21 protein-coding genes and 2 pseudogenes are annotated in these 23,219 nt (G+C 71.1%); 15 read left to right on the forward strand and 8 right to left on the reverse strand.

The window, feature by feature from the left end:
- Positions 1–3: 3 nt before the first annotated feature.
- Entirely contained in the window at positions 4–771 is a 768-nt protein-coding gene (locus JM949_RS01500; protein ID WP_203146652.1) for a phosphoglyceromutase, read from the reverse strand.
- 152 nt (positions 772–923) lie between these two features.
- Between JM949_RS01500 and JM949_RS01505 the strand changes: the two genes are divergently transcribed.
- Together JM949_RS01505 and JM949_RS01510 are read left to right on the forward strand one after the other, a co-directional pair.
- Positions 924–2,207, forward strand: coding sequence for an MDR family MFS transporter (locus tag JM949_RS01505; protein WP_203146653.1), 1,284 nt, complete (start codon positions 924–926; stop codon positions 2,205–2,207).
- 74 nt (positions 2,208–2,281) lie between these two features.
- Complete coding sequence (locus JM949_RS01510; protein ID WP_309231950.1) at positions 2,282–3,595, forward strand: MFS transporter; 1,314 nt, start codon at positions 2,282–2,284, stop codon at positions 3,593–3,595.
- A gap of 336 nt (positions 3,596–3,931) precedes the next feature.
- On the opposite strand, the pseudogene JM949_RS38920 reads toward JM949_RS01510, so the two are convergent.
- The 3 genes and pseudogenes from JM949_RS38920 to mshA form a co-directional block, all read right to left on the reverse strand.
- Positions 3,932–4,653, reverse strand: a pseudogene (locus JM949_RS38920) (hypothetical protein).
- Positions 4,654–5,366: 713 nt separating this feature from the next.
- Positions 5,367–5,888, reverse strand: coding sequence for a type III secretion system chaperone family protein (locus JM949_RS01520; protein ID WP_203146654.1), 522 nt, complete (start codon positions 5,886–5,888; stop codon positions 5,367–5,369).
- 58 nt (positions 5,889–5,946) lie between these two features.
- On the reverse strand, positions 5,947–7,311 hold the full coding sequence (mshA, locus tag JM949_RS01525) for a D-inositol-3-phosphate glycosyltransferase (RefSeq protein WP_203146655.1): 1,365 nt from the start codon (positions 7,309–7,311) through the stop codon (positions 5,947–5,949).
- A 205-nt stretch (positions 7,312–7,516) separates the two neighbouring features.
- On the opposite strand from mshA, the gene JM949_RS01530 reads away from it, so the two are divergent.
- Together JM949_RS01530 and JM949_RS01535 are read left to right on the forward strand one after the other, a co-directional pair.
- Positions 7,517–8,284 (forward strand): SDR family oxidoreductase, encoded by a 768-nt coding sequence (locus JM949_RS01530; RefSeq protein WP_203146656.1) that lies wholly within the window; start codon positions 7,517–7,519, stop codon positions 8,282–8,284.
- 30 nt (positions 8,285–8,314) lie between these two features.
- Positions 8,315–9,103: a class I SAM-dependent methyltransferase gene (locus tag JM949_RS01535; protein WP_203146657.1), complete on the forward strand. Its 789-nt coding sequence runs from the start codon at positions 8,315–8,317 to the stop codon at positions 9,101–9,103.
- 63 nt (positions 9,104–9,166) lie between these two features.
- Here the strand turns inward: JM949_RS01535 and JM949_RS01540 are convergent, their stop codons facing one another.
- Positions 9,167–10,204 carry a UDP-N-acetylmuramate dehydrogenase gene (locus JM949_RS01540; protein ID WP_309231953.1) on the reverse strand — a complete coding sequence of 346 codons (1,038 nt, stop codon included), beginning with the start codon at positions 10,202–10,204 and terminating at the stop codon, positions 9,167–9,169.
- A gap of 114 nt (positions 10,205–10,318) precedes the next feature.
- On the opposite strand from JM949_RS01540, the gene JM949_RS01545 reads away from it, so the two are divergent.
- The 10 genes from JM949_RS01545 to JM949_RS01590 all read left to right on the forward strand — a co-directional run bounded on the left by JM949_RS01545 (position 10,319) and on the right by JM949_RS01590 (position 19,893).
- Positions 10,319–11,077 carry a maleylpyruvate isomerase family mycothiol-dependent enzyme gene (locus JM949_RS01545; RefSeq protein WP_203146659.1) on the forward strand — a complete coding sequence of 253 codons (759 nt, stop codon included), beginning with the start codon at positions 10,319–10,321 and terminating at the stop codon, positions 11,075–11,077.
- Positions 11,078–11,258: 181 nt separating this feature from the next.
- A complete protein-coding gene (locus JM949_RS01550) occupies positions 11,259–12,566 on the forward strand; it encodes an ABC transporter substrate-binding protein (protein ID WP_203146660.1) in 1,308 nt (435 codons plus the stop codon).
- A 69-nt stretch (positions 12,567–12,635) separates the two neighbouring features.
- Positions 12,636–13,619, forward strand: a complete 984-nt coding sequence (locus JM949_RS01555; RefSeq protein ID WP_203146661.1) for a carbohydrate ABC transporter permease — start codon at positions 12,636–12,638, stop codon at positions 13,617–13,619.
- Positions 13,616–14,449 (forward strand): carbohydrate ABC transporter permease, encoded by an 834-nt coding sequence (locus JM949_RS01560; RefSeq protein ID WP_203146662.1) that lies wholly within the window; start codon positions 13,616–13,618, stop codon positions 14,447–14,449. The genes JM949_RS01555 and JM949_RS01560 overlap by 4 nt, the downstream gene beginning before the upstream one ends.
- A 41-nt stretch (positions 14,450–14,490) precedes the next feature.
- Positions 14,491–15,894 carry a GH1 family beta-glucosidase gene (locus tag JM949_RS01565; protein WP_203146688.1) on the forward strand — a complete coding sequence of 468 codons (1,404 nt, stop codon included), beginning with the start codon at positions 14,491–14,493 and terminating at the stop codon, positions 15,892–15,894.
- Positions 15,895–15,913: 19 nt separating this feature from the next.
- Entirely contained in the window at positions 15,914–16,921 is a 1,008-nt protein-coding gene (locus JM949_RS01570) for a LacI family DNA-binding transcriptional regulator (protein ID WP_203146663.1), read from the forward strand.
- Positions 16,922–17,027: 106 nt separating this feature from the next.
- Positions 17,028–17,441 carry a RidA family protein gene (locus tag JM949_RS01575; RefSeq protein WP_203146664.1) on the forward strand — a complete coding sequence of 138 codons (414 nt, stop codon included), beginning with the start codon at positions 17,028–17,030 and terminating at the stop codon, positions 17,439–17,441.
- A 1-nt stretch (position 17,442) separates the two neighbouring features.
- The gene (locus tag JM949_RS01580) at positions 17,443–18,339 is read left to right on the forward strand and encodes a GNAT family N-acetyltransferase (RefSeq protein ID WP_203146665.1); all 897 of its coding nucleotides are present in this window, start codon (positions 17,443–17,445) and stop codon (positions 18,337–18,339) included.
- Positions 18,340–18,898: 559 nt separating this feature from the next.
- Positions 18,899–19,711 carry a helix-turn-helix domain-containing protein gene (locus tag JM949_RS01585; RefSeq protein ID WP_255545479.1) on the forward strand — a complete coding sequence of 271 codons (813 nt, stop codon included), beginning with the start codon at positions 18,899–18,901 and terminating at the stop codon, positions 19,709–19,711.
- Positions 19,708–19,893 carry a DUF397 domain-containing protein gene (locus JM949_RS01590; RefSeq protein ID WP_203146689.1) on the forward strand — a complete coding sequence of 62 codons (186 nt, stop codon included), beginning with the start codon at positions 19,708–19,710 and terminating at the stop codon, positions 19,891–19,893. The genes JM949_RS01585 and JM949_RS01590 overlap by 4 nt, the downstream gene beginning before the upstream one ends.
- A 23-nt stretch (positions 19,894–19,916) precedes the next feature.
- Here the strand turns inward: JM949_RS01590 and JM949_RS01595 are convergent, their stop codons facing one another.
- Together JM949_RS01595 and JM949_RS01600 are read right to left on the reverse strand one after the other, a co-directional pair.
- Positions 19,917–20,432 (reverse strand): O-acetyl-ADP-ribose deacetylase, encoded by a 516-nt coding sequence (locus JM949_RS01595; protein ID WP_203146667.1) that lies wholly within the window; start codon positions 20,430–20,432, stop codon positions 19,917–19,919.
- 1 nt (position 20,433) lies between these two features.
- Positions 20,434–21,225: an EI24 domain-containing protein gene (locus JM949_RS01600; RefSeq protein ID WP_203146668.1), complete on the reverse strand. Its 792-nt coding sequence runs from the start codon at positions 21,223–21,225 to the stop codon at positions 20,434–20,436.
- Positions 21,226–21,293: 68 nt separating this feature from the next.
- On the opposite strand from JM949_RS01600, the gene JM949_RS01605 reads away from it, so the two are divergent.
- The gene (locus JM949_RS01605) at positions 21,294–22,262 is read left to right on the forward strand and encodes a helix-turn-helix transcriptional regulator (protein WP_309231951.1); all 969 of its coding nucleotides are present in this window, start codon (positions 21,294–21,296) and stop codon (positions 22,260–22,262) included.
- Here the strand turns inward: JM949_RS01605 and JM949_RS01610 are convergent.
- Positions 22,253–23,165, reverse strand: a pseudogene (locus JM949_RS01610) (SDR family oxidoreductase). The gene JM949_RS01605 and the pseudogene JM949_RS01610 sit on opposite strands and share 10 nt — an antisense overlap.
- Positions 23,166–23,219 lie beyond the last annotated feature (54 nt).

The following is a 23,219-nucleotide window of genomic DNA, read 5'->3' on the forward strand; positions in this document are numbered from 1 at the left end:
TGCTCAGCGGCCCTGGTTCGCGACCGCGGCGGCGGCTTCCTTCGCCGCCGTCGGGTCGAGGTAGGTGCCGCCCATGCTGAGCGGACGCAGTTGCGGATCGAGGTCGTAGCGCAGCGGGATGCCGGTCGGGATGTTCAGCTTGGCGATCGCCTCGTCGGAGATCTGGTCGAGGTGCTTGACCAGTGCCCGCAGCGAGTTGCCGTGCGCGGCCACCAGCACCGTACGACCGGCCAGGATGTCCGGCACGATCGAGTCGTACCAGTAGGGCAGCATCCGCTCGACGACGTCCTTGAGGCACTCGGTACGCGGCATCAGCTCGCTCGGCAGCAGCGCGTAACGGGGGTCGCCCACCTGCGACCACTCGTCGTTGTCGTCGATCGGCGGCGGGGGCGTGTCGTACGACCGACGCCAGAGCATGAACTGCTCCTCGCCGTACTCGTCGAGGGTCTGCTTCTTGTTCTTGCCCTGCAACGCGCCGTAGTGCCGCTCGTTGAGCCGCCACGACCGACGCACGGCGATCCAGTGCCGGTCGGCGGCGTTGAGCGCCAGTTCGGCGGTGCGGATCGCCCGGCGCATCACGCTGGTGTGCACGACGTCCGGCAGCAGGCTGTGCTCGCGCATCAGTTCGCCGCCGCGCCGCGCCTCGCCCTCGCCCTTCTCGGTCAGGTCGACGTCGACCCAGCCGGTGAAGAGGTTCTTGGCGTTCCAGTCGCTCTCACCGTGGCGCAGCAGGACCAGCGTCCCGACGGTGGGCCCTTCGCTCGCAGTCATGCGGATCATCCTGCCTCAACCGGCTCGGGGACACGCGGGCAGCCGTCGTGACGACCACCACGTGAAAAAGCGGGTGACCAGCGGATCCGCCCGCCACTAGGGTCGTAAGGCACGGCAGTCGGGTCGGTCATTACTTGTGAGCGGGGCACCACATGCGGACGATGCGGAACTGGTTCCGGGACACCACCGGCGGCCTGCCCGCCACCTTCTGGTACCTCTGGTCCGGCACCCTGATCAACCGGCTCGGCTCGTTCGTGCTCGTCTTCCTCGCCATCTACCTGACCCAGGAACGCGGCTTCTCACCCTCGCAGGCCGGCCTGGTGATCGGCCTGTGGGGCGTCGGCGGGGCGTTCGGCACGACCGCCGGTGGCACCCTCGCGGACCGGTGGGGCCGCCGACCGACGTTGCTGACCGCACATGTGGGCGCGGCCGCCATGATGCTCGCGCTCGGGCTGGCCCGGGATCTGTGGGCGGTGGCGCTGGGCGCGCTGCTGCTCGGCATGTTCGCCGAGGCGGCCCGGCCCGCCTTCGGCGCGATGATGATCGACGTGGTGCCGGCGAAGGACCGGTTGCGGGCCTTCTCGCTCAACTACTGGGCGATCAACCTGGGTTTCGCCTGCGCCGCCGTCCTCGCCGGCCTGGCCGCCCAGGCCGACTACCTGCTGCTGTTCGTGGTCGACGCCGCCACCATGCTGATCACCGCGTTGATCATCTTCAGCAAGGTGCCGGAGACCCAGCAGGTTCGTTCCGCCAGCGCCGCCACCGTGCGGGCCCCGGTTGGTGCCCTGCGCACGATCCTCACCGACCGCGTCTACCTCGGGTTCGTGGCACTCAACCTGTTCGCCGCAGTGGTCTTCCTCCAGCACATCTCGATGCTGCCGATCGCGATGGGCGACAGCGGCCTGAGCCCGGCCACCTACGGCTCGGTGATCGCACTCAACGGCGTCCTCATCGTGGTCGGCCAACTCTTCGTCCCCCGACTGATCCGCGGGCGCAGCCGCTCCCACGTGCTCGCGCTGGCGTCCGTGGTGATGGGTCTCGGCTTCGGGTTGACCGCGTTCGCCGGCACCGCCTGGTTCTACGGGCTGACCGTGCTGATCTGGACGGTCGGCGAGATGCTGAACTCGCCGTCCAACTCGACCCTGATCGCCGAACTCTCCCCCGCCGAGCTGCGCGGTCGCTATCAGGGCGTGTTCTCCCTCTCCTGGCAGATCGCCGGGGCCAGCGCGCCCATCCTCGGCGGCCTGGTCCGCGAGCACGCCGGCAACGACGCGCTCTGGTACGGCTGCGCCGCGCTCGGCATCCTGACCGCGGTGGCCCACCTGGTGTCGGGGCCGGCCCGGGAGCGGCGTGCCACCGCACTCCGCCGCTCCGGCGATGCGTTGGCGCCGGCCGGCACCGACCGGACGCCGCAACCCGCCGAGACGGTCGGCTGACCGAGTGGCGGGGCCCGGCCGTCGGGCTAGTGTGACCAAAAAACAGTTAACAGTCCGAACTGTCGGGAGGTCGGGTGCACGCCCTGCGGCGTTGGTGGCAGGAGACCGCAGGCGGGCTTCCCGCCACCTTCTGGTACCTCTGGTCCGGCCTGCTGATCAACCGGGCCGGCGCGTTCGCCATGCTGTTCCTCTCGCTCTACCTCACCGACGTACGCGGCGCGAGCGAGGCTCTGGCCGGCACCGTGGTCGGCGCGTACGGAGCCGGCGGAGCGGCCGGGGTGCTGCTCGGCGGGGTGCTCGCCGACCGGTGGGGCCGCCGCGCGACACTGCTCGCCGCACACCTGGCCACTGTCGGCCTGATGGTCGCGCTCGCCTTCACCCAGCCCCTGCTCCTGATCGCGGTGCTCTCCGCGCTGATCGGGGTGGTGCACTCGATGCCCAGCCCGGCGTTTGTCGCGGCGATCGTCGACGTGGTGCCGGCCGAGCGCCGCTCACGCGCGTTCAACCTGCAGTTCTGGGCGTTCAACCTGGGCATGGCGGTCGCCTCGCTGCTCGCCGGGGTGCTGGCCGAGGCGAGCTTCACCGCGCTGTTCCTGGTCGACGCCGGAGCAACGCTGACCGCCGCCGCCGTGATCGGCTGGAAGGTGCCGGAGACCCTCCGGTTGGCCCGGCCGACGGCCGCCACCCCACCGGCCCCGACGGCCGTCCGGACCCGCCGACCCGGACTGCACACCGCGCTCACCGACCGCACCTTCCTGGTCTTCGTCGGGCTCACCTTCGTGCTGGCTGTGCTCACCATGCAGACGTCGACGATCATGCCGCTGGCGATGCGCGCGGACGGCCTGGGCCCATCGGCGTACGGGCTGGTGATGGCGCTCGGTGGGGCACTCATCGTGGTGGGGCAGCTGTTCGTGCCCCGACTGATCGACAGACACCGCAAGGACGTCGTGCTGGCCGCCTCCACCGCGCTGCTCGCGCTCGGCTTCGGGGTGCTCACCGTCGCCGACGAGCTGGCCGTCTACCTGGCTGCCGCAGTGGTCTGGACGGTCGGCTCGATGCTCGCCGCGCCACCCAACGCGCAGATCAACGCCGACCTGGCACCGCCGCTGCTCCGGGCGCGCTACCAGTCGGTCTTCTACCTGACGTTCCCGGCCGCGGCGTTCGTCGCTCCCACCCTCGGTGGGGTGAGCCTGCAACACCTCGGCGACCGGCACTGGTTGATCGTGGCCGGGCTGGGCCTGCTGGCCGCGCTCGGGCACCTGCTCGCCGGGCCGCCCCGGGAGCGGCACGTCGCCGCGCTGCGTCGGGTCGCCGACCCGACGCCCGCTACCACCACGGACCGTGTGCCGACGGCGCAACCAACGCAAAGCGCCCACCACGTCCCCTGAGGTCGTGGTGGGCGCCCGCCGGTGGGGCCGGCGGCGGCGGGCAACACTCACCCCCGTAAGCATCGCCCGCTCGCGCCGCCGGTCCAAACAGGTGGGAACCGTCCCCCAACGGTTAATCCACCCGTCCCCTCGCACCTCGCCTGGTGCGCGGATCTGATCGATCCGCCGCTCCCCCGAACGTTTCCAAGCGTGGTGCGGTGCAATAAAGCTAGTTCGACCAGATTCTGGATTCAACCCGGAAGGGCTGTCTCGCCGGTCACAACTGGCGAGTATCCGCTGCTCCGACCTCGATCTTTGCCAACAGCCGCGTACCCGTCAGCCATTCCCGCAAACACCTCAACCGTCCTCCCGATCGGGTGACTCGGTCCGGAAGAAGTTGCTCGGCCGGCGTCGCGCAACTGTTCCTGGTAAATCAGGTTCAGCCGACGCAGGTCAAAGGTGTGAAACCACTCATCCCAGGTGATCTCGCGAATCCGGCTGCTTTCCCGGTATCCGGGAATGTTGAAGGTCAACACACCCGCCCGACCGTCCCGCTCGGTGCCGGCGATGGTCGCCGGTTTCGCCCCGCGTTCCCGGGCCCAACGCTGGATAACCTCGTGATTCGCGGTGATCAGGCTCCGACCCGGCCGCTCCGGCCGATCCATCGTCGACGAGATCACCTGCGAGCTGCGGACCGACCGGCCGGTGCCCCGTCCGGTCCGGATCCCACCGGCCGCCGTCCCGCCGCCGGCCGAGCCGGGCGTCGCGCCCTTGGCGGGCGCCGCGCGCTTCGCCGTCGGGCGGGCCGGTGCCTTCTTCGCCGGAGCCTTGCGCGCCGGGGCGGTACGGGCCGTCGCCGTCCTACCGGCGGCCGTGCTCTTGCGCGCGGCCGTCGTCCTCGTCGCGGCCGTCTTCTTCGCCGCCGCCGTCCGCTTCGCCGCCGTCGACTTCCGCGCGGCGGTCGTCTTCGCCGCCGTCGACTTCCGCGCGGCGGTCGTCTTCGCCGCCGTCGACTTCCGCGCGGCGGTCGTCGTCGCCGCCGTCGTCCTCTTCGCTGGTGCCGTCTTCCTCGCGGTCACCGTCGTCTTCGCCGGGGCCGTCTTCCTCGCGGCCGTCGTCCGCTTCGTTGCCGTCGACTTCCGCGCGGCGGTCGTCTTCTTGGCGGCGGCTGCCCGCTTCGCGGGTGCGCTCTTGTTCGCCGGCGCGGCCTTCGCCCGGCTGGACGCCGGCCTGGCCGCCGACTTCTTGGTGGCGGCGGCACGACCCGCCGACGCCCTGGTGCCGGTCGCCCGGCCCGACGGGCCGGTGCTGCTCCGACCCGCGCCGGCCCGCATCGAACGCACCAGTTGCTTCACCAGATCGGGCTTACGCAGTGCGGAGATCCCAGAGACCCCGCGTTTGCGTAGCTGGCCGCGGATGTCGTCCACCCGCATCCGGGAGATCTCCGACTCGGAGATCCCGGGAGTGCCCGGCGTCTGGTTGCCGGTCTGTCGCTTCGTCCTGGTCGCAGCCGCGCCGCGACCTGAGCTGTTCCGCTGAGCCATGGGACGCTCCGCTCCTTGACACTCCGTCCTCGGCGCGCGGGGGTCCCTCGCCGCACCGCGCGCCGCGGCATACCCGTCAGGAGCAGTCCGAACCACCAGCAGCTCGCCATGATCGTGCTAGATCCACGATCGAGTGGCATCGGCGCGTCGACCAGGCCACTACTTCCTGGTTCGAGCACGATCTTGCGCGAGGCGCGAGGCGCGCGGCGGGAGGCGCGAGGCGCGGCGGGCGCGCGGGCGGGGAGGGGTCAGGCCGGGTCGGGGTTGGGGCCCGTGCCGGAGGGTTCGAAGAGGTGGGCGAAAGCGGCCAGGTTGGCGGTGGACTCGCCCCGCTTGACGCGCCACTCGTACTCGCGCCGGATCGAACTGCCGAAGCCGATCTCCAGCATCGTGTCGAACGACTCGTCGGCGTAGCTGAGCACGGCGCCGAGCAGCCGGTCCAACTCGTCGGCGTCGACACCGGCCGGGTTGACCCGCCCGGTCAGGTACACATCGCCGACCGCGTCGGTGGAGAACGAGACGCCGTACATCCGGGCGTTGCGCTGCAACAGCCAGGCCCACAGCTCCTCACGGCGCTCGTCCGGCTGGCGCATCACGAACGCCTCGACCCGCAGCGCGTGCTCGCCCACGATCAGATTGCAGATCGTCTTGAGCTTGTGGGTGCCCGGCAGCGTCACCGCGTACGAGCCGGGACCGGTCGACTCCCAGGCCAGCTCCCGCTCGGCGCAGACCGACTCGATCAGGGTCGCGAGATCGCTCTTCGGGCTCATCGGCCCCACTCTACGACCGAGCCGACCGGCGCACCCGCCGGCGAACGACGCCCGCGGGTCACCAGGAGCAGGAGAGCGCGGGGTCGCAGGCCAGGTCGGCCGCGAGCCGGGCGCGGTGGGCGGCGATCGCCTCGCCGTAGACGTCGAGCAGACCGGAGACCGTACGGTCCCAGGAGAAGTGTCGGGCGTGCTGCTCGGCGCCCCGGCCCAGCACCGACCGCAGGGACCGGTTCGGCAACAGGCGGCCCAGCGCGCGGGCCCAGTCGACCGGGTCGTGCCCGTCGATGAGTACCCCGCTGACCTGGTCCCGTACCGCGGTGACCAGCCCTCCGACGGCGGCGGCCAGGACTGGCGTACCGCAGGCCTGCGCCTCCAGGGCGACCAGCCCGAACGATTCGTTGTGCGACGGCACCGCGACCAGGTCCGCCGCCCGGTACAGGGCCGGCAGATCATCCCCGGTGAGCGGCGGCAGGAAACGCACGCCGTCGGCGACCCCGGAGTTGGCAGCCAACTCGATCAGGGCGGTCGGCCGGTCCAGGCCGCTGCCGCTGGGCCCACCGCAGATCACCACCGTCACCCGCTCGGCCAGCGCCGGGTCGCGTTGCCGCAGCGCGGCGACCGCGCGGATCAGCACGTCGGGGGCCTTCAGCGGCTGGATCCGACCGACGAAGGCGACGACGTACCCGTCGACAGGTAGCCCCAGTCGGCGGCGCGCCTGGCGGGCGGCCGCGAACCGGTCACCCGGCGCGGGCCGGAACCGGGCCAGGTCGACACCCGGCTGCACGACGGACACCCGGGTCGGGTCGGCGTCGTACCGGTCGAGGAGGTCGCTGGCCTCGAACCGGGTGTTGGCGACCAGCCGGTCCGCCTCGGCGACCACCTGTTCCTCGCCGATCACCCGGGCCTTGGGCTCCGGTCGGTCACCGGCCGCGAGCTGGGCGTTCTTGACCTTCGCCAGGGTGTGCGCGGTGTGCACCAGCGGCACACCCCAGCGCTCCTTGGCCAACCAGCCCACCTGACCGGAGAGCCAGTAGTGCGAGTGGATCAGGTCGTAGTGACCCGGCGGGCGGGACGCCTCGGCGCGCAGCACCCCGGCGGTGAAGGCGCAGAGCTGGCCGGGCAGCTCCTCCTTGGTGAGGCCCTCCAGAGGGCCTGAGGTGATGTGCCGGACCTGCACCCCGGGCGCCATCTCGACCACCGGGGGCAGGTCGCCGGAGGTGGCCCGGGTGAAGATCTCCACCGCCACGTTGGCCTCGGCGAGTCGCCGGGCGACCTCGAGGATGTAGACGTTCATTCCGCCGGCGTCGCCCGTGCCCGGTTGGTGCAGGGGGGAGGTGTGCACCGACAGGGTCGCGATGCGGCGGGGCCGGGGCCACGGTCGGGCACCCCGCTGGCGCCCGACACCGGTGTGCACTTCCGCCACATCCGCTCCTTCGTCACGGTTGATGCCGTCTCGCACGACCGGCGCTACTCGGTCAACCTCCACGCCGGATGTCATCTTCCCCATCGGCTTTCGGAAATACCCCGGCGCGGCCGCCCGGGGTGACGGACCTCATGGCCGGATGCCCGCCGGTGGCCGCCGTACGCCCGGTCGGAGCGGCTCGCACCGTCGAGGGGACAATGTCGGGATGACAGCAGTCGCCATCGTCACCGGAGCGTCCAGCGGGATCGGCGCCGCCACCGCCCGCCGGCTCGCCGCCGAGGGCTTCCACGTCCTCGCCGCCGCTCGCCGCGCCGAACGGCTCGCCGACCTGGTCGCCCAGATCACCGCCGCTGGCGGGCAGGCCACCGCGGTGACCTGCGACGTCACCTCGGACGAGTCGGTGGCTGGGCTGGCCGAGGCCGCCGCCCGGACACCCGGGCCGGTCACCCTGCTGGTCAACAACGCCGGTGGCGCGCGTGGGCTGGACCCGGTGGAGTCCGGTTCGGTCGCCGACTGGCAGTGGATGTACGACGTCAACGTGCTCGGCACCCTGCGGGTCACCCAGGCGTTGCTACCGGCGCTGGAGGCATCCGGCTCGGGCACCATCGTGGTGGTCTCCTCCACCGCCGGTCAGGTCGTCTACGAGGGCGGCGGCGGTTACGTCGCCGCGAAGCACGCGCAGACCGCCATCGCCGGCACGCTGCGCCTGGAGCTGTGTGGCCGGCCGCTGCGGGTGATCGAGATCGACCCGGGCATGGTGAAGACCGACGAGTTCGGGCTGGTCCGCTTCGACGGTGACGCGGAGCGGGCGGCAGCGGTCTACGCCGGGGTGCCGGGGCCGCTGGTGGCGGAGGACGTCGCCGACTGCGTCGCCTGGTGCGCCACCCGGCCGGAGCACGTCAACATCGACCGGCTGGTGGTCCGGCCCCGGGCCCAGGCCGCCCAGCACAAGGTGCACCGCGTCGGCCAGTGAAGTTCAGGGACAGGGCCCGGTGAGGCCGGCATGAGTGGCGCGGCACGGCACCGACCGCTCGGCGTGGTCACCCGGGGCACAACCAACCCGAACCGGCTCCGTCGGGTGGACAACTGGCTCGTCGCCACCTGCGCCGACCGGCTGCTGGCGACGGCCGATCCGCTGGTGGTCGACCTCGGTTACGGCGCCACCCCGGTGACGGCGGTGGAGCTGCGGGCTCGGCTGGCGGCCGGGGTCCGACCGGACGTACGCCTGGTCGGGTTGGAGATCGACCCGGCCCGGGTGGCCGCCGCGGCACCGGTCGCGGACCCACCCGGGCTGACGTTCGCCCGGGGTGGGTTCGAGCTGGCCGGGCTCCGGCCGGTGCTGGTCCGCGCGTTCAACGTGCTCCGCCAGTACGACGAGAACGAGGTGACCGACGCCTGGCGGACGATGAGCGCCGCGCTCGCCCCCGGCGGGGCGCTCGTCGAGGGCACCTGCGACGAGTTGGGGCGGCTGGCCAGTTGGCTGCTGATCGACGCCGACGGCCCTCGGACGCTGACCCTGGCGGCGAAGCTCACCACCCTGGGCAGCCCCGCCGAGCTGGCCGAGCGCCTGCCGAAGGCGTTGATCCACCGCAACGTTCCCGGCGAGCCGGTGCACGCGTTGATCCGCGCGCTGGACGACGCCTGGCAGGCCGCCGCCCCCTACGCCACCTTCGGCCCACGGCAACGCTGGGTGCGGGCGGTGACCGGCCTGCGGGACAGCGGCTGGCCCGTCCTGGCCACCTCGAAACGCTGGCGACTGGGAGAGTTGACAGTCCCCTGGCCGCTGCCGTGACACCGACGCCCGGTCAGCGGGCCGCGCTCGATCACCGTTGTCCCGCCCGGGCCCGGCCCGGTGTCAGAGGGCGCAGTTGACCAGGACCGGCTCGGGGTGCAGGGTCACGCCGAAGCGGTCGTGGACCTGATCGCGGATGGTGGCCGCCAGGGCGAGCAGGTCGCCCGTGTGGGCGGTGCCGCTGCGGTTGGTCAGGGCCAGGGTGTGCTTGCTGGAGATCGCCACGCCGCCCGTCCCGGGGTGGCCCTTGGTGAAGCCGGCCTTGTCGATCAGCCAGGCCGCGCTCACCTTGACCAGGCCGTCGGCCCCCGGCCAGGCCGGTGGGTCACCCAGTTCGGCCGAGCGCTCGAGGAGCAGGTCGTACGTCGCACGGTCGAGCACCGGGTTGGTGAAGAAGGAGCCGACCGAGCGAGTGTCCGGGTCGGTGGCGTCGAGCACCATGCCCTTGCCCGCACGCAGCCGGAGCACCACCGCTCGGGCGTCCGCCAGCGGCACCTGGTCGCCCACCTCGACACCGAGTGCCCTGGCCAGTTCCGCGTAGCGCACCGGCCCGGAGAGCGGGGACCGGGTGAGCCGGAAGTCGACGGAGAGCACCACCCAGCGATCCACGTACTTGAAGATGCTGCCCCGGTAGGCGAACCCGCAGTCGGCGGCGGGGATGCTGTGTCGGGTGCCCTCCACCCGGTCGTACACCTCGACCGAGGTGATCGTCTCGGCGACCTCCTGGCCGTACGCGCCGACGTTCTGGATCGGGGTGGCGCCGGTCGAGCCGGGGATGCCGGAGAGGCACTCCAGCCCGGCCCAGCCGTTGCCGACGGTGGCGGCGACCAGGTCGTCCCACGGCTCACCGGCGTCGACCCGTACGGTGACCGACCCGGCGTCCTCGTCGACGACCCGCAGGCCACGGGAGCGCACCAGGATGACGGTGCCGGGGAAGCCGGGGTCGCCGATCACCACGTTGCTGCCACCGGCCAGGATCAGGACGGGCTCCTCGGCGGTCTGGACCGCTCGGACGATCTCGTCGGCGCTGCCGGCGGCCACGATCCGCTCGGCCGGTCCACCCATTCGCAGGGTGGTGTAGCCGGCGAGTGGACCGGGGATGGCACGATCGGCGTCGGTTGTCGGCTGGGCGGAGGCGTCTGGCACGCCCTTCACCTTAGGCTGAGTGATAGCCGTGGCACCCACTGGTCGCCCGGCACCCCCGGGAGGATGGCGATGAGCAGACTGCAGGGCAGCAAGGATTTCTGGATCGGGGCGCTCCGGGCGGAGGGCCCGGCTTTCGCGGCGGCGGTGGCCGAGGCGCCGCCGGAGACACCGGTGCTGTCCTGTCCGGGCTGGACGGTCAACGACCTCACACTGCATATGGCCGGCATCTACCAGTGGGTGTCGTCGTTCGCCGGTGCCGGTCTGACCACCCAGCCGCCCCGGCGGGAGCCGCTTGCGGCGGAGCCGGGCGTGCGCCCGCTTCAGCTGTGGCAGCAGGGCTACGACCGGCTGATGACCGTCTTCGACGGGCTCGACCCGGAGGCCCCGGCGTGGAACTGGGCCCCGCAGCCGAAGCGGGCTGGTTTCTGGCCGCGTCGGATGGCGCACGAGACGGCGGTGCACCGCTGGGACGCGCAGCTCGCCATCGCGGCCGGTGACCCGGTGGAGGCGAAGCTCGCGGCCGACGGGGTGAGCGAGGTGCTGGACACCTGGCTGCCGGCGGGCCGGCGGCAGGTGCCGGGCGACTGGCACGGGGTGGTGCAGCTCGCCGCGACCGACGCGGCCCAGGAGTGGTATCTGCGGCTGCGCGGCCAGGGGGTGGCGCTGCTCGACACGGCGACCATCTTCGACCACGACGACCACCACGCCCGGGCCCAGGTCAGCGGCACCGCCAGCGACCTACTGTTGGCGCTCTGGGGCCGGGTGAGCTTCGAGACGCTTGACGTCGCCGGCGATCGCCGCCTGTTAGACGGTCTGCGCACCGGCTGATCGGCCCTGCTGGCCCGCCGAGGGCGTCACCCCGCCGGGGTGGCGCCCTCGTTCGCGTCGGGGCCACGGATTGCGGGAGAGCGCTCTCTTGACAGCGCGGGAAGCACCCACCACCCTGTCGTGAGAGCGCTCTCTTGACTACTCGCCACCACCCCGACCACCTTGAGAGAGGTCGAAACCCATGGCTGTCTTCCCGCGCCGCCGCCTCGCCGCGGTGGCCCTCGCCGCCACCACCGCCCTGCTCGTCACCGCTGGTTGCGGCGGCGGCGGCGACGAGGGCGGCGACGGGCCGGTCACCCTCACCGTCGACGTCTTCGGCCAGTTCGGCTACGAGCAGCTCTACCGGGAGTACATGGACGCGAATCCCGGCGTGAAAATCGTCGAGCGGGGCACCGGCACCAACCTCGACGAGTACTCCCCGAAGCTGACCCAGTGGCTCGCCGCCGGCCGAGGCGCCGGCGACGTGGTGGCCATCGAAGAGGGGCTGATGGTCGAGTACAAGGCCAACCCCGGCAACTTCGTCAACCTGCTCGACCACGGCGCCACCGACCTCAAGGGCAACTTCCTCGAGTGGAAGTGGAACGCCGGCCTGACCGCCGACGGCAAGCAGCTCATCGGCCTCGGCACCGACGTCGGCGGCATCGCCATCTGCTACCGCAAGGATCTCTTCGCCAAGGCCGGCCTGCCGACCGAGCGCGACGAGGTGTCGAAGCTCTGGCCGACCTGGCCGGACTACATCGCCACCGGGGAACGGTTCGTCGCGGCGAAGACCGGCGCGTCCTTCCTGGACGCCGCGACCAACACCTTCAACACCATCCTGCTCCAGGCCGCCGGCAACACGACCGGCTACAGCTACTACGACACCAGCGACAGCCTGGTCGTCGACAGCAACCCATCGGTACGGCAGGCGTGGGACACCACCATGGACATCATCGACTCGGGCCTGTCCGGAAAGTACGGCTCCTGGTCCGAGGAGTGGGTCTCCGCCTTCAAGCAGTCGAAGTTCGCCACCATCGCCTGCCCGGCCTGGATGACCGGCGTCATCGAGGCCAACGCCGGCACCGCCGCCCAGGGCAAGTGGGACATCGCCCGGGTGCCCGGCAACGGCGGCAACTGGGGCGGGTCGCACCTCGCCGTACCCAAGCAGAGCAAGCACCAGGCCGAGGCGATCGAACTGGTCAAGTTCCTCACCAGCGCCAAGGGGCAGATCGGGGCGTTCAAGGCCAAGGGTCCGCTGCCCTCCTCGCCGCAGGCGCTCGACGATCCGGCGATCACCGGCGCGACAAACGCGTACTTCTCCGGAGCACCGGTCGGCGCCATCTTCGGCACCGGCGCGAAGAGCCTGAAGCCGGTCTACATGGGCCCGAAGAACCAGGCCGTCCGCACCGAGGTGGAGAACGCGGTACGGACCGTCGAGCTGGGCCAGCGCAGCCCCGCGCAGGGCTGGACGGACGCGGTGACCAACGCGAAGAAGGCCGCCGCCAAGTAGCCCAACCAGCGTGCGGGCGGGCTCCGGTGACCGGAGTCCCGCCCGCACGGCGGAAAGGAGTCCCCGGGCATGACCGTCCAGCTCGACGCCCGCCCGCCGGTCGTACCGGCACCCCCGCGCTCGTCAGGTCGGCTGAGCCGGCTCGACACCCGACTCTCGCCATACCTCTACATCGCCCCGTTCTTTCTGCTCTTCGCGGTCTTCGGGGTCTACCCGCTGGCGTACACCTTCTGGGTCTCGCTGCACGACTGGGACCTGCTCGGCGCCGACCACCCGTTCGTCGGGGCGGAGAACTACACCCGGCTGCTGGCCGACCCCGACTTCTGGCACGCGCTGGTCAACACCCTGGGCATCTTCGTCATCTCGACCGTCCCGCAGTTGCTCGCCGCGCTCTGGCTGGCCAACCTGCTCAACCGTGGGCTGCGTGCCCGCACCGGCTGGCGGATGGCGGTGCTCGTCCCCAACGTCACCTCCACCGCCGCGGTGGCGATCGTGTTCGGGGTGATCTTCGGCCGCGAGTTCGGCATGATCAACTGGTTGCTCGACCTGGTCGGGTTGGACGCGATCGGCTGGAAGTCCAACCGGTTCGCCTCCTGGGTGGCCATCTCCGCCATGGTCGACTGGCGGTGGACCGGCTACAACGCGCTGATCCTGCTCGCCGCCATGCAGGCCATCCCCCGCGACCTCTACGAGTCGGCGTCCATCGACGGCGCCAACCGTGCCCGGCAGTTCTGGTCGATCACCGTGCCGCTGCTCAAACCGACGATCATCTTCTGCGCCATCATCGCCACCATCGGTGGGTTGCAGCTCTTCACCGAACCCCGGCTGTTCCACTCCGGCACCAATCCGATCCGGGGCGGACCGATGCGCGAGTCACAGACGCTGACCATGTACATGTTCGAGAACGCCTTCGCCCCGCACTACAACTTCGGGTACGGCTCGGCGGTGGCCTGGCTGCTCTTCGCGCTCATCGCGATCGTCGCGGCGGTGAACGTGCTGATCCTCCGCCGGCTCGGTGGCGGCGCGGGCCCGCGGAAGGAAACCACACCATGAGCCGACTCTGGCGGGCCAGCCCGCTCACCTACCTGGCCCTGATCGTCGCCGCCGGCCTCTCGGTCTTCCCGATCTGGTGGATGTTCGTGGTGGCCAGCCGAACCAGCGACGCGATGGGACAGCTGCCGCCGCCGATGACGCCCGGCGGCAACCTGGGGGCCAACATCGCCCGGCTGTTCGACAACACCGACGCGTACTTCCTGACCGGTCTGATCAACTCGGCGATCGTGGCCAGCACGGTCACCGTTTCCGTGGTGTTCTTCTCCAGCCTGGCCGGCTTCGCCTTCGCCAAGCTGCGGTTCCGTGGCCGCAACGCGCTGCTGCTGGTCATCATCGCGACCATGATGGTGCCGACCCAGCTCGGCGTGATTCCGCTGTACCTGCTGATGACCCGACTGGAGTGGAACGACCGGCTCCCCGCCGTGATCGTGCCGGCCCTGGTCACCGGGTTCGGGGTGTTCATGATGCGGCAGTACGCCGGCCAGGCGGTCAGCGACGAGCTGATCGAGGCCGCCCGGATGGACGGCTGTGGCACCGCCCGGATCTGGTGGCACGTCGTGCTGCCCGCGCTGCGCCCCGCCGCCGCCGTACTCGGCCTGCTCACCTTCATGACCACCTGGAACGACTTCCTCTGGCCTTACGCTGTGCTGAACGATCCGGCGAACCCGACCGTGCAGCTCTCGCTGCGAGCGCTGTCGGACGGGTACTACCAGGACATGTCGCAGGTGTTCACCGGGACAGCAATCGTGACACTGCCCCTGCTACTGGTCTTCGTGTTGTTCGGTCGGCAGATCATCGGCGGAATCATGGAAGGTGCGGTCAAGGCGTGAGCGAGCGAAGCGAGCCAACCGACAGGCACAGCGGCGAGGCGTTGACGACGCCGCGAAGCGGTGGCGTCAACGACCTCCGTTTTCCCGACAATTTCCTCTGGGGTGCGGCCACCGCCGCGTACCAGATCGAGGGCGCGGCCCGCGACGACGGTCGCGGACCCTCCATCTGGGACACCTTCAGCCGCACCCCGGGCAAGGTCTACCAGGGGCACACCGGCGACGTCGCCTGCGACCACTACCACCGCTACGCGGACGACGTGGCGCTGATGGCCGAGCTGGGGTTGCGGGCGTACCGGTTCTCGGTCTCCTGGCCACGGATCCAGCCCGACGGCACCGGCCCGGCCAACCCGCGCGGGCTGGACTTCTACGACCGGCTCACCGACGCGCTGCTGGAGCGGGGCATCGACCCGATCGTCACCCTCTACCACTGGGACCTGCCGCAGACCCTCGGCGACCGGGGTGGCTGGACCAACCGGGACACCGCCGAGCACTTCGCCAGCTACGCCACCGCCGTGTACGCCCGCCTCGGCGACCGGATCGACGTGTGGACCACGCTCAACGAGCCGTGGTGCTCGGCCTACCTCGGCTACGCCAACGGGGTGCACGCACCGGGCGAGCAGGACCCGGCGGCGGCCTTCACCGCCGTACACCATCTGCTGCTGGGGCACGGCCTGGCCGCGCGGGCGTTGCGGGCCGCCGGCGCGCGCAGCGTGGGCATCACGGTCAACCCGGCCGACGTCCGCCCGGCCGACCCGCAGAGCGCCGCCGACGCCGCCGCGGTCCGCCTGGTCGACGGCCTGCACAACCGGATCTTCCTCGACCCGCTGCTGGCCGGCGGCTACCCGGACGACGTCCGCGAGCACGTGGCCCGGATCGTCGAGCCGGCGTTCATCCGGGACGGCGACGAGAAACTGATCGCCGCCCCGATCGACCTGCTCGGCATCAACTACTACGCGCCCGGCTACGTGGCGGGCCGGCCCGACGGCGCCGGCAACGGCGCGTACCCGGGCACCGAGGGCGCTGTGCACTTCCTGCCGCCCACCGGGCCGCTCACCGACATGGGCTGGATGATCGAGCCGGCCGGGCTGACCCGACTGCTGGAGCGGATCGCCACCGACTACCCCGGGGTACCACTGCTGATCACCGAGAACGGCGCGGCGTTCCCCGACAAGCCGGGCGCCGACTCGCCCGACGGGCCCGCGCAGGTCATCGACGCAGATCGGATCGCCTACCTCGACGGGCACCTACGCGCGGCGCACGAGGCGATCGCCCGGGGCGTGGACCTGCGCGGTTATCTCGTATGGTCATTCCTGGACAACTTCGAGTGGGCGGAGGGTTACCGCAAGCGGTTCGGGATCGTGCACGTCGACTACCTGACCCAGCGGCGCACACCGAAGGCCAGCGCCCGGTGGTACCAGGAGGTGATCTCCCGGAACGGGCTGTGACGAGCGGGGGGAAGGCGCGATGACGACGGCGCAGCGGCCGACGCTCGAAGCGGTGGCGGCCCGGGCCGGGGTGTCCCGGGCCACCGTGTCCCGGGTGGTCAACGGCTCCACCACCGTCGCCGAACCGATCCGCGAGGCGGTCACCAGGGCGGTCGCCGAGCTGGGGTACGTCCCCAACCTCGCCGCCCGCAGCCTGGTCACCCAACGCACCGACTCGATCGCCCTGGTGATGCCCGAAGCGGCCACCCGGGTCTTCTCCGACGACCAGGTCTTCCCCGGCATCATCCGGGGCGTCAGCCAGGAGTTGGAGGCGGCCGACAAGCAACTGGTGCTGATGCTCGCCGGCTCGCCGGCCGGGCACCACCGGGTGGAGCGGTACACCACCGGCCGGCACGTCGACGGGGTGCTCTTCGCGTCGCTGCACGGTGCCGATCCGCTGCCCGGGACGCTGGCCCGGCTCGGCATCCCGGTGGTGTGCAGCGGTCGGCCGCTCGGCGACGTGCCCGTCCCGTACGTCGACGTCGACCACGTGGCAGGGGTGACCGCGGCCGTCCGGCACATGCTCGACGGCGGTCGCCGCCGGATCGCCACCATCGCCGGGCCGCAGGACATGGTCGCCGGGATCGAACGGCTCAACGGTTACCGGGAGGCGGTCGCCGCGGCCGGGCTGCCCGAGCTGATCGCCGTCGGCGACTTCACCCGGGAGTCCGGTGCGGCGGCGATGCGCCAACTGCTCACCGACCACCCCGACCTGGACGGTGTCTTCGCCGCCTCCGACCTGATGGCGCACGCCGCCCTGCGGACGCTGCGCGAGGCCGGCCGGCGGGTGCCGGAGGACGTGGCGGTGGTCGGTTTCGACGACATCGAGACCGCCGCCTACACCGAACCGCCGCTGACCACCGTCCGGCAGCCGATCGTGGAACTCGGCCGGCGGATGACCCGACAACTGCTGCGACTGGCCGCCGGGGAGACCATCGAGCAGACCGTCATGCTCCCCACCGAGCTGATCCGCCGCGCCTCCGCCTGACCGCGCACCCGCTGCTCGGGTGCTCGGGTGCCGCTCCATGATCCTCGCGGTGACCGGCGCGGTTAATGCGTCGCTTCGACAGGCGATCGTCGTTAGCCTCGCCGGCATGCCGGACCCTGTCGCGCTGCTGCACGTCCCCGCCCTCTCCGACGTCGCCGAGTACGCGTACGCGGCCACCGTCGAGCCGCCCGCCCGGCTGGTCTACACCGCCGGAGCGTGCCCGCTCGACGCCGAGGGACGCACCGTGGCACCAGGCGACCACGCCGCGCAGGCCCGGCAGGTGATGGCGAACCTGAAGACCGCCCTCGCGGCGGCCGGCGCCACCCCCACCGACGTGATCAAGACGACCGTCTACGTGGCGTCCTCCCGACAGGCGGACCTGGTAACCGTCTGGGAGGTGGTCCGGGACTTCTTCGGCGATTACGACCCGCCCAGCACCCTGCTCGGGGTGGCCGTGCTCGGCTATTCCGACCAGCTCGTCGAGGTCGAGGCGGTCGCCGCCGTACGAACGGGGGCCTGACATGCGGATCCGTGTGGCGCAGCCGGACGACGCCGCGGGCGTGGTGGCCCTGCGGGCGACTGTTCACCCGTACCTGGTGCGTGGGGTCGAGTCGACCCGAAAGATGATCGCCGAACCGCCACCCGTCGAGGGGTGGACCGCCTTCGTGGCCGAGGTCGACGCACAGGTCGTCGGCTGGGTGTCGGCTCAGCCCGCCCGTTGGACCTCCACACCGGATTTCGGCGACATCGCAATGCTGCACGTACATTCGGAGCACCGGCTGCGGGGCATCGGCACCGCACTGCTGAGCGCCGCGACCGGCCACCTCACGGCGCTGGAAATCCGCACGGTACGAACCTGGGTACAGCCGGACGCGCTGCCGTTCGCCCGCCGGCACGGCTACGAGCCCAGCCGGGAGCTGCGCTACTCGGCGCTCGACCTGGACCCGGCACCCGCGCTGCCCGACCCGCCCCCGGGCGTACGGCTACTCCCGATCGCCGACCTTGATCCGCACCTGCTGTACACGGCGGACGTGGCCTCGGCCGTCGACGAGCCGGGTGACGTCCCGGTCGACGCGGTCAGCTACGAAAGCTGGCAGTACGACGTCTGGGACAATCTCGGCCTGGACAAGACGGCCAGCACCGCAGCCGAGGTCGATGGCGAGGTGGCCGCGTTCAGCCTGGTGAAGCGGGACGGTGACCGGATGTGGTCGGACTACACCGGCAGCGTCCCGGCGTATCGGGGGCGCGGGCTGGCCCGGCTGGTCAAGGCAACCGCGCTGCACCGGGCCGCCGCCGACGGCGTGCGCGTCGCGTACACCTCGAACGACGAGGAGAACGCGCCGATGCTCGCGATCAACGCCAAGCTCGGCTACCGGCCGGTGGCATCCCAGTGGTCCTGCCTGGCCGAGCTGACCTGATCAGCAGTCACCCTGATGCGAGGTGCCCTCCACCAGGAGACCGTTCCTCACTGGCGATCGGTCCGGCGGGATCGGCGGACCAGGGACAGCCAACCGAGGAAGCGGGTGTGCATCACGGCGAGATCCGGGCGACCGCCCAGGCCATACATGTCGTCGATGGCCTCTTGGATCGACGAGGCCAGGTAGAACGCCAGAGCAATCGAGTGACCGTAAAATTCGGCAATAAGGTCGAGTTGAGCCGGCCCGCAGGGCCAGGGCGCGGCGCAGTTGCGGCACGCGGCCGGAGGAACTGCACACTCGCCGCGCGGGTTAGGTACAAGACATCGCCCGGCTTGACCTTCCGCGCGGACGCTGGCTCGTTGTTGGGCACGGGCTCCCCCTATTCGCAGATCCAGAGTGACCGTGCCGGCCAGTTCTCCGGTTGCGGTCCTGTTCATGGAACTCTTCTGCGGAACCGCCTAACCTCGATAGCGAATCGGCCATGGTGGAGCGGCACCGGCGGGAGGCATAGCCGCTGGTGAGGGTCGGCGAGGAGCTGGGTTGTGATGTTGGGGGAGGGTTGGGGAACGTGAGCATCACGGCGGCGGAGATCCTGCTCGACGAGCTGCGGCATGCGCGGACCGCCCGGGGAATGAACCAAGACGAATTCGGCAGGTTCATCAGCTACTCCGGTACTCACGTCAGCGCCGTAGAGACCGGCACCCGCCCGCCTACCAGCGATTACGTGGCAGCCATCGATAGGGCCCTGAAGACGGGCGGAATCTTCGCGCGGCTTCTCGAACGGCTCGCCGCACTCGACATGGCTCCCGTGTGGTTACGGGAGTGGATCACTTTCGAGGAGCAGGCGAAGGCCCTGAGATGGTACGAGCCGGCCTTCGTGCCGGGGCTTCTACAGACCGAGACGTATGCACGGGCGACACTTCAGGCCGGTGGGCTGCTCACTGTTGAACAAGTTAGGCGGCGGGTTCAGTCGCGGATGGACCGGCAAGCGGTACTTAATCGCGAGGAGCCGCCTCACGTGGTGATCGTGCTCGATGCGGCAGTGCTCCGGCGGACCGTGAACGACGACCGCACGTTGATACGTGAACAGCTCGAAAACCTCGCGGCCGTCGCCGAGCTGCCGCACGTGCAAATTCATGTCGTGCCGGATGACGCGGGGCTCTACCCTGGCCTTCAAGGCGGGTTCATTCTCGCCACGATGCCCGACGACACGGTTGTCGGGCATACCGACTACCAAGTGCGATCGCAAACCGTCAGCGGCGCAGGCGAGATTGCTACGCTCCAAAGGACGTGGGAGGCCGTACTTCGGGACGCACTCCCCCGCCGACCCTCTCTAGATTTGATCAAGGAAGCGGCGAAAACATGGACATGACCGACGCCCGGTGGCACAAGTCGACGAAGTCCGGGACGAACGGTGGCAACTGTGTCGAGGTCGCCGACAACCTGCCCGGCGTCGTGCTGGTGCGGGACACAAAGGACCGTGACGGCGGAACTCTGACCTTCGGCCCGGCCGCCTGGCGCGCTTTCGTCGCGGAATTCTCCGAGCGGCCGTAACCGGCCAAGCCGCGCGATCGACGTCAGCCGGCGTCGACGATCCGACGGGCGGTGGCGTGGGTGTCGGCGCCGAAGAGCACCAGACGAGCCTCGGTGACGGCCGTGGGCGTGGCCGGGCGCAGCACCGACAGCGCCTGACGGACCGCGTCGTCGACCGGCCAACCGTAGATGCCGGCGGAGATCAGCGGAAAGGCCAGCGTGGCCGCGCCCAGTTCGTCGGCTACCCGGAGGCTGTTGGCGTAGCAGTCGCGCAGCAGCGCCGACCGGTCCTCGCTGGCCGACCAGACCGTCCCGACGGTGTGGATCACCCAGCGGGCCGGCAGCTCACCCGCGGTGGTGGCCACCGCCTGTCCGGTCGGCAGACCCTTGCCGTACCGGGACGCGCGCAGCGCCCGGCACTCGGCCAGGATCGCCGGACCACCGCGTCGGTGGATGGCACCGTCGACGCCACCGCCACCGAGTAGCGACGAGTTCGCCGCGTTGACGATGGCGTCCACCCGCTGGGTGGTGATGTCCCCCTCGACCAGGGTGATCTTCATGTCAGCTCCGTTCGATCGGCTGGCCGAGCGAACGGCGGGCCAGCAGGGCGGCACCGGCCACCGCGGCCGGCATGACCAGCACGGCCCCCAGCGGGATCAGGAAGCAGAGGAAGACCGCCACCCCGAAGCCCAGCGCGGCGGGACGGTCGGCCTTGAGGATCGCCCGGCGCTGGGGCAGCCGCATCCCCCGTCGGTAGAACGGCGCGCCGACCAACTCGACGGCGAGGAACCAGCCACCGACCGCGGCACCGATCACCGGCACCACGGTCTGCCCCACCACCGGGATGAAACCGGCGACGAAGAGGGGGATGCCGACCAGCGCGGAGAGCGCGACCAGCCGCACCGAATCGGCGAGGCTGCGGCGCAGCGACGACCAGAGGGGCACCTCCACCGCGTTCGGCGTGCCGCCGTACCGCTGCTCCACCCGCTCGGAGATCTTCTCGTAGAACGGGTCGCCGATGACCAGGGTGACGGCGGTGAAGGTGAGTACGCCGAGCAGGCCGCCGAGCCCCAGGAACGCCAGCCCGGCGATCACCCGGACCAGGCTGCGGGAGGTTTTCGACCAGTCGTCGGCGAACGGGGTGACCAGCGCGGCGAGGTCGTCCACGAAGTACACCAGGGTGGTGAGCGCGGCCAGGAACAGCGCGCCGGAGATCAGCGCCGGCACGACGCCGAGCAGCATCAACCCCGGGCTGCGGAAATAGAGACCCAGCCCCCGCAGGAGCAGCCCCGCCCCGGCCAGGAAGCGTCCGACGGCCCCGGTCACCGGGCTGGCGATTCTGCTGACGTCCACGAATGAGCAGCCTAGCGAGCGATGATCGAACCCGCCCGACGGCGAGCGGTACCGGGCAGGATGGGCGGGTGCGCGCGTCCCGGTTGATCTCGCTGTTGTTGCTGTTGCAGGCGCGTGGGTCGATGACCGCGAGCGAGCTGGCCCGGGAGCTGGAGGTCTCCGAGCGAACCGTCTACCGGGACGTGTTGGCGCTCTCCGCCAGTGGCGTGCCGGTCTACGCCGATCGGGGTCGGGCCGGCGGCTACCGCCTGCTCGGTGGCTACCGCACCCGGCTGACCGGGCTCACCCGGGACGAGGCGGAGGCGCTCTTCCTCGCCGGGCTGCCCGGGCCGGCCGGGGACATGGGGCTCGCCGACGCGGTGGCATCCGCCGAGCTGAAGGTGCTCGCCGCGCTGCCCCCGGCGTTGCGGGACGCGCCGACCCGCACCGGTCAGCGGTTCCACCTGGACGTGCCGGGCTGGTTCCGGGAGACGCCACCGCCGGTCTGGCTCCCCGAGTTGGCGCGCGCGATCTGGGGCGACCGGGTGGTGCGGGTGGGCTATCGCCGAGGTGACCAGGAGGTGACCCGCCGGGTCGAGCCGTACGGCCTGGTGCTCAAGAGCGGCACCTGGTATCTGGTCGGGCGGGTCGGCGACCAGGTCCGCACCTACCGGGTGGACCGGGTGACCACTGTCGAGGTGGGCGACGAGCACTTCGACCGCGACCCGGGCTTCGACCTGGCCGGGCACTGGCGTGCGCAGGCCGGGTCGTTCCTCCGGACCATGCTGCGGGCCGAGGTCACCGTCCGGCTGAGCCCCGCCGGCCTGCGCCGGCTCCGGCACCTGGTCGATGCCCCTTTCGTGTACGACGAGGTGGTGGCCGCCACCGGCGAACCCGACGGGCAGGGCTGGGTGGTGGCCCGGCTGCCCGTCGAGTCCGTCCCGGTGGCGTACCACCAACTGTTGGGGCTCGGCCCCGAGGTGGAGGTGCTCGATCCAGCCGAGCTGCGGCAGATGTTCGCGGCGGCCGCCGAACGTTTCGGCGCGCTCTACCGGTAGCCGGTGACGTCCGCCGGCTTGCCCGCGTCGACGACCTCGGTGATGTAGCGGAAACCCTCGGGTTGACTGCCGTCGAGGTCGGTGAACCCGTACACCTTGGACAGCGTGCCGGCGTCGACGGACTGGCCGCTCCACCGGCCCTTGTCGTCGTCGGCGGCGAGCGCGGCCACCGCGCGGCCGACGAAGGCCGGGGTTTCCGAGATGAGAAAGTTCGGGTCGGTGGCGGCGCCGTCGCGCCAGTTCTCCTCGGTCACGCCGAAGTGCTCCAGCATCGCCTCGGACCGGATCCAGCCGGGGGTCAGTGCGACGGCCGTACAGCCGTGCGGTTTCAGCTCGTGCGCCTGGCTGAAGGCGAGCCGGTTGACCGAGACCTTCGCCAGGTCGTAGAAGACCGAGAGCCGGTAGTTCTCGTCGTTGTACGCCTTGGTGCCGTCGCCCATCTCCACCACCAGGCCGCCGGGGTTGCGGATCAGCAGGGGCAGGGCGAAGTGGCTGGTGATGATGTGCGTGTCGACGGCCAGTCGCAGGGTGCGGAAACCCGGGTCCAGCGGCTGCTCCCAGACCGGCTTGTCCCAGGTGGTCAGGGGGTCGCCGCCCCAGATGTCGTTGACCAGCACATCGAGGCGGCCCTGCTCGGCGTCGATCCGGGCGACCAGGTCGCGGACCTGGTCGGGCACCAGGTGGTCGACCTGGACGGCGATGCCGGTGCCGCCGGCGGCGGTGACCAGTTCGGCGGTCTCCTCGATGGTCTCCGGCCGGTCCATCTCCGAGCGGCGGCCCGGGTGCTGCGGCCGGTGGCGTACACGGTGGCCCCGGCGCGCCGAGCTGGACCGCGATCTGCCGACCGGCACCCCTCGTGGCCCCGGCGACCAGCGCGATCTTTCCGGTTAGCGGTTGCGTCATGCCTGCGACGGTGTCAGGTATACCTGACACCGCCGTCCGAATTCGTTTACCCGG

Source organism: Micromonospora tarensis (genome assembly GCF_016803395.1).
GTDB lineage: Bacteria > Actinomycetota > Actinomycetes > Mycobacteriales > Micromonosporaceae > Micromonospora > Micromonospora tarensis.

What these genes read in the sequence shown, in the direction of transcription:
- JM949_RS01595 (WP_203146667.1), bottom strand. Translation starts at nt 20,432, where the DNA reads ATGAAGATCACCCTGGTCGAGGGGGACATCACCACCCAGCGGGTGGAC.
- JM949_RS01575 (WP_203146664.1), top strand. Translation starts at nt 17,028, where the DNA reads ATGCCGGACCCTGTCGCGCTGCTGCACGTCCCCGCCCTCTCCGACGTC.
- JM949_RS01530 (WP_203146656.1), top strand. Translation starts at nt 7,517, where the DNA reads ATGACAGCAGTCGCCATCGTCACCGGAGCGTCCAGCGGGATCGGCGCC.
- JM949_RS01500 (WP_203146652.1), bottom strand. Translation starts at nt 771, where the DNA reads ATGACTGCGAGCGAAGGGCCCACCGTCGGGACGCTGGTCCTGCTGCGC.
- JM949_RS01570 (WP_203146663.1), top strand. Translation starts at nt 15,914, where the DNA reads ATGACGACGGCGCAGCGGCCGACGCTCGAAGCGGTGGCGGCCCGGGCC.
- JM949_RS01580 (WP_203146665.1), top strand. Translation starts at nt 17,443, where the DNA reads ATGCGGATCCGTGTGGCGCAGCCGGACGACGCCGCGGGCGTGGTGGCC.
- JM949_RS01505 (WP_203146653.1), top strand. Translation starts at nt 924, where the DNA reads ATGCGGACGATGCGGAACTGGTTCCGGGACACCACCGGCGGCCTGCCC.
- JM949_RS01560 (WP_203146662.1), top strand. Translation starts at nt 13,616, where the DNA reads ATGAGCCGACTCTGGCGGGCCAGCCCGCTCACCTACCTGGCCCTGATC.
- JM949_RS01520 (WP_203146654.1), bottom strand. Translation starts at nt 5,888, where the DNA reads ATGAGCCCGAAGAGCGATCTCGCGACCCTGATCGAGTCGGTCTGCGCC.
- JM949_RS01545 (WP_203146659.1), top strand. Translation starts at nt 10,319, where the DNA reads ATGAGCAGACTGCAGGGCAGCAAGGATTTCTGGATCGGGGCGCTCCGG.
- JM949_RS01550 (WP_203146660.1), top strand. Translation starts at nt 11,259, where the DNA reads ATGGCTGTCTTCCCGCGCCGCCGCCTCGCCGCGGTGGCCCTCGCCGCC.
- JM949_RS01590 (WP_203146689.1), top strand. Translation starts at nt 19,708, where the DNA reads ATGACCGACGCCCGGTGGCACAAGTCGACGAAGTCCGGGACGAACGGT.
- JM949_RS01555 (WP_203146661.1), top strand. Translation starts at nt 12,636, where the DNA reads ATGACCGTCCAGCTCGACGCCCGCCCGCCGGTCGTACCGGCACCCCCG.
- JM949_RS01535 (WP_203146657.1), top strand. Translation starts at nt 8,315, where the DNA reads ATGAGTGGCGCGGCACGGCACCGACCGCTCGGCGTGGTCACCCGGGGC.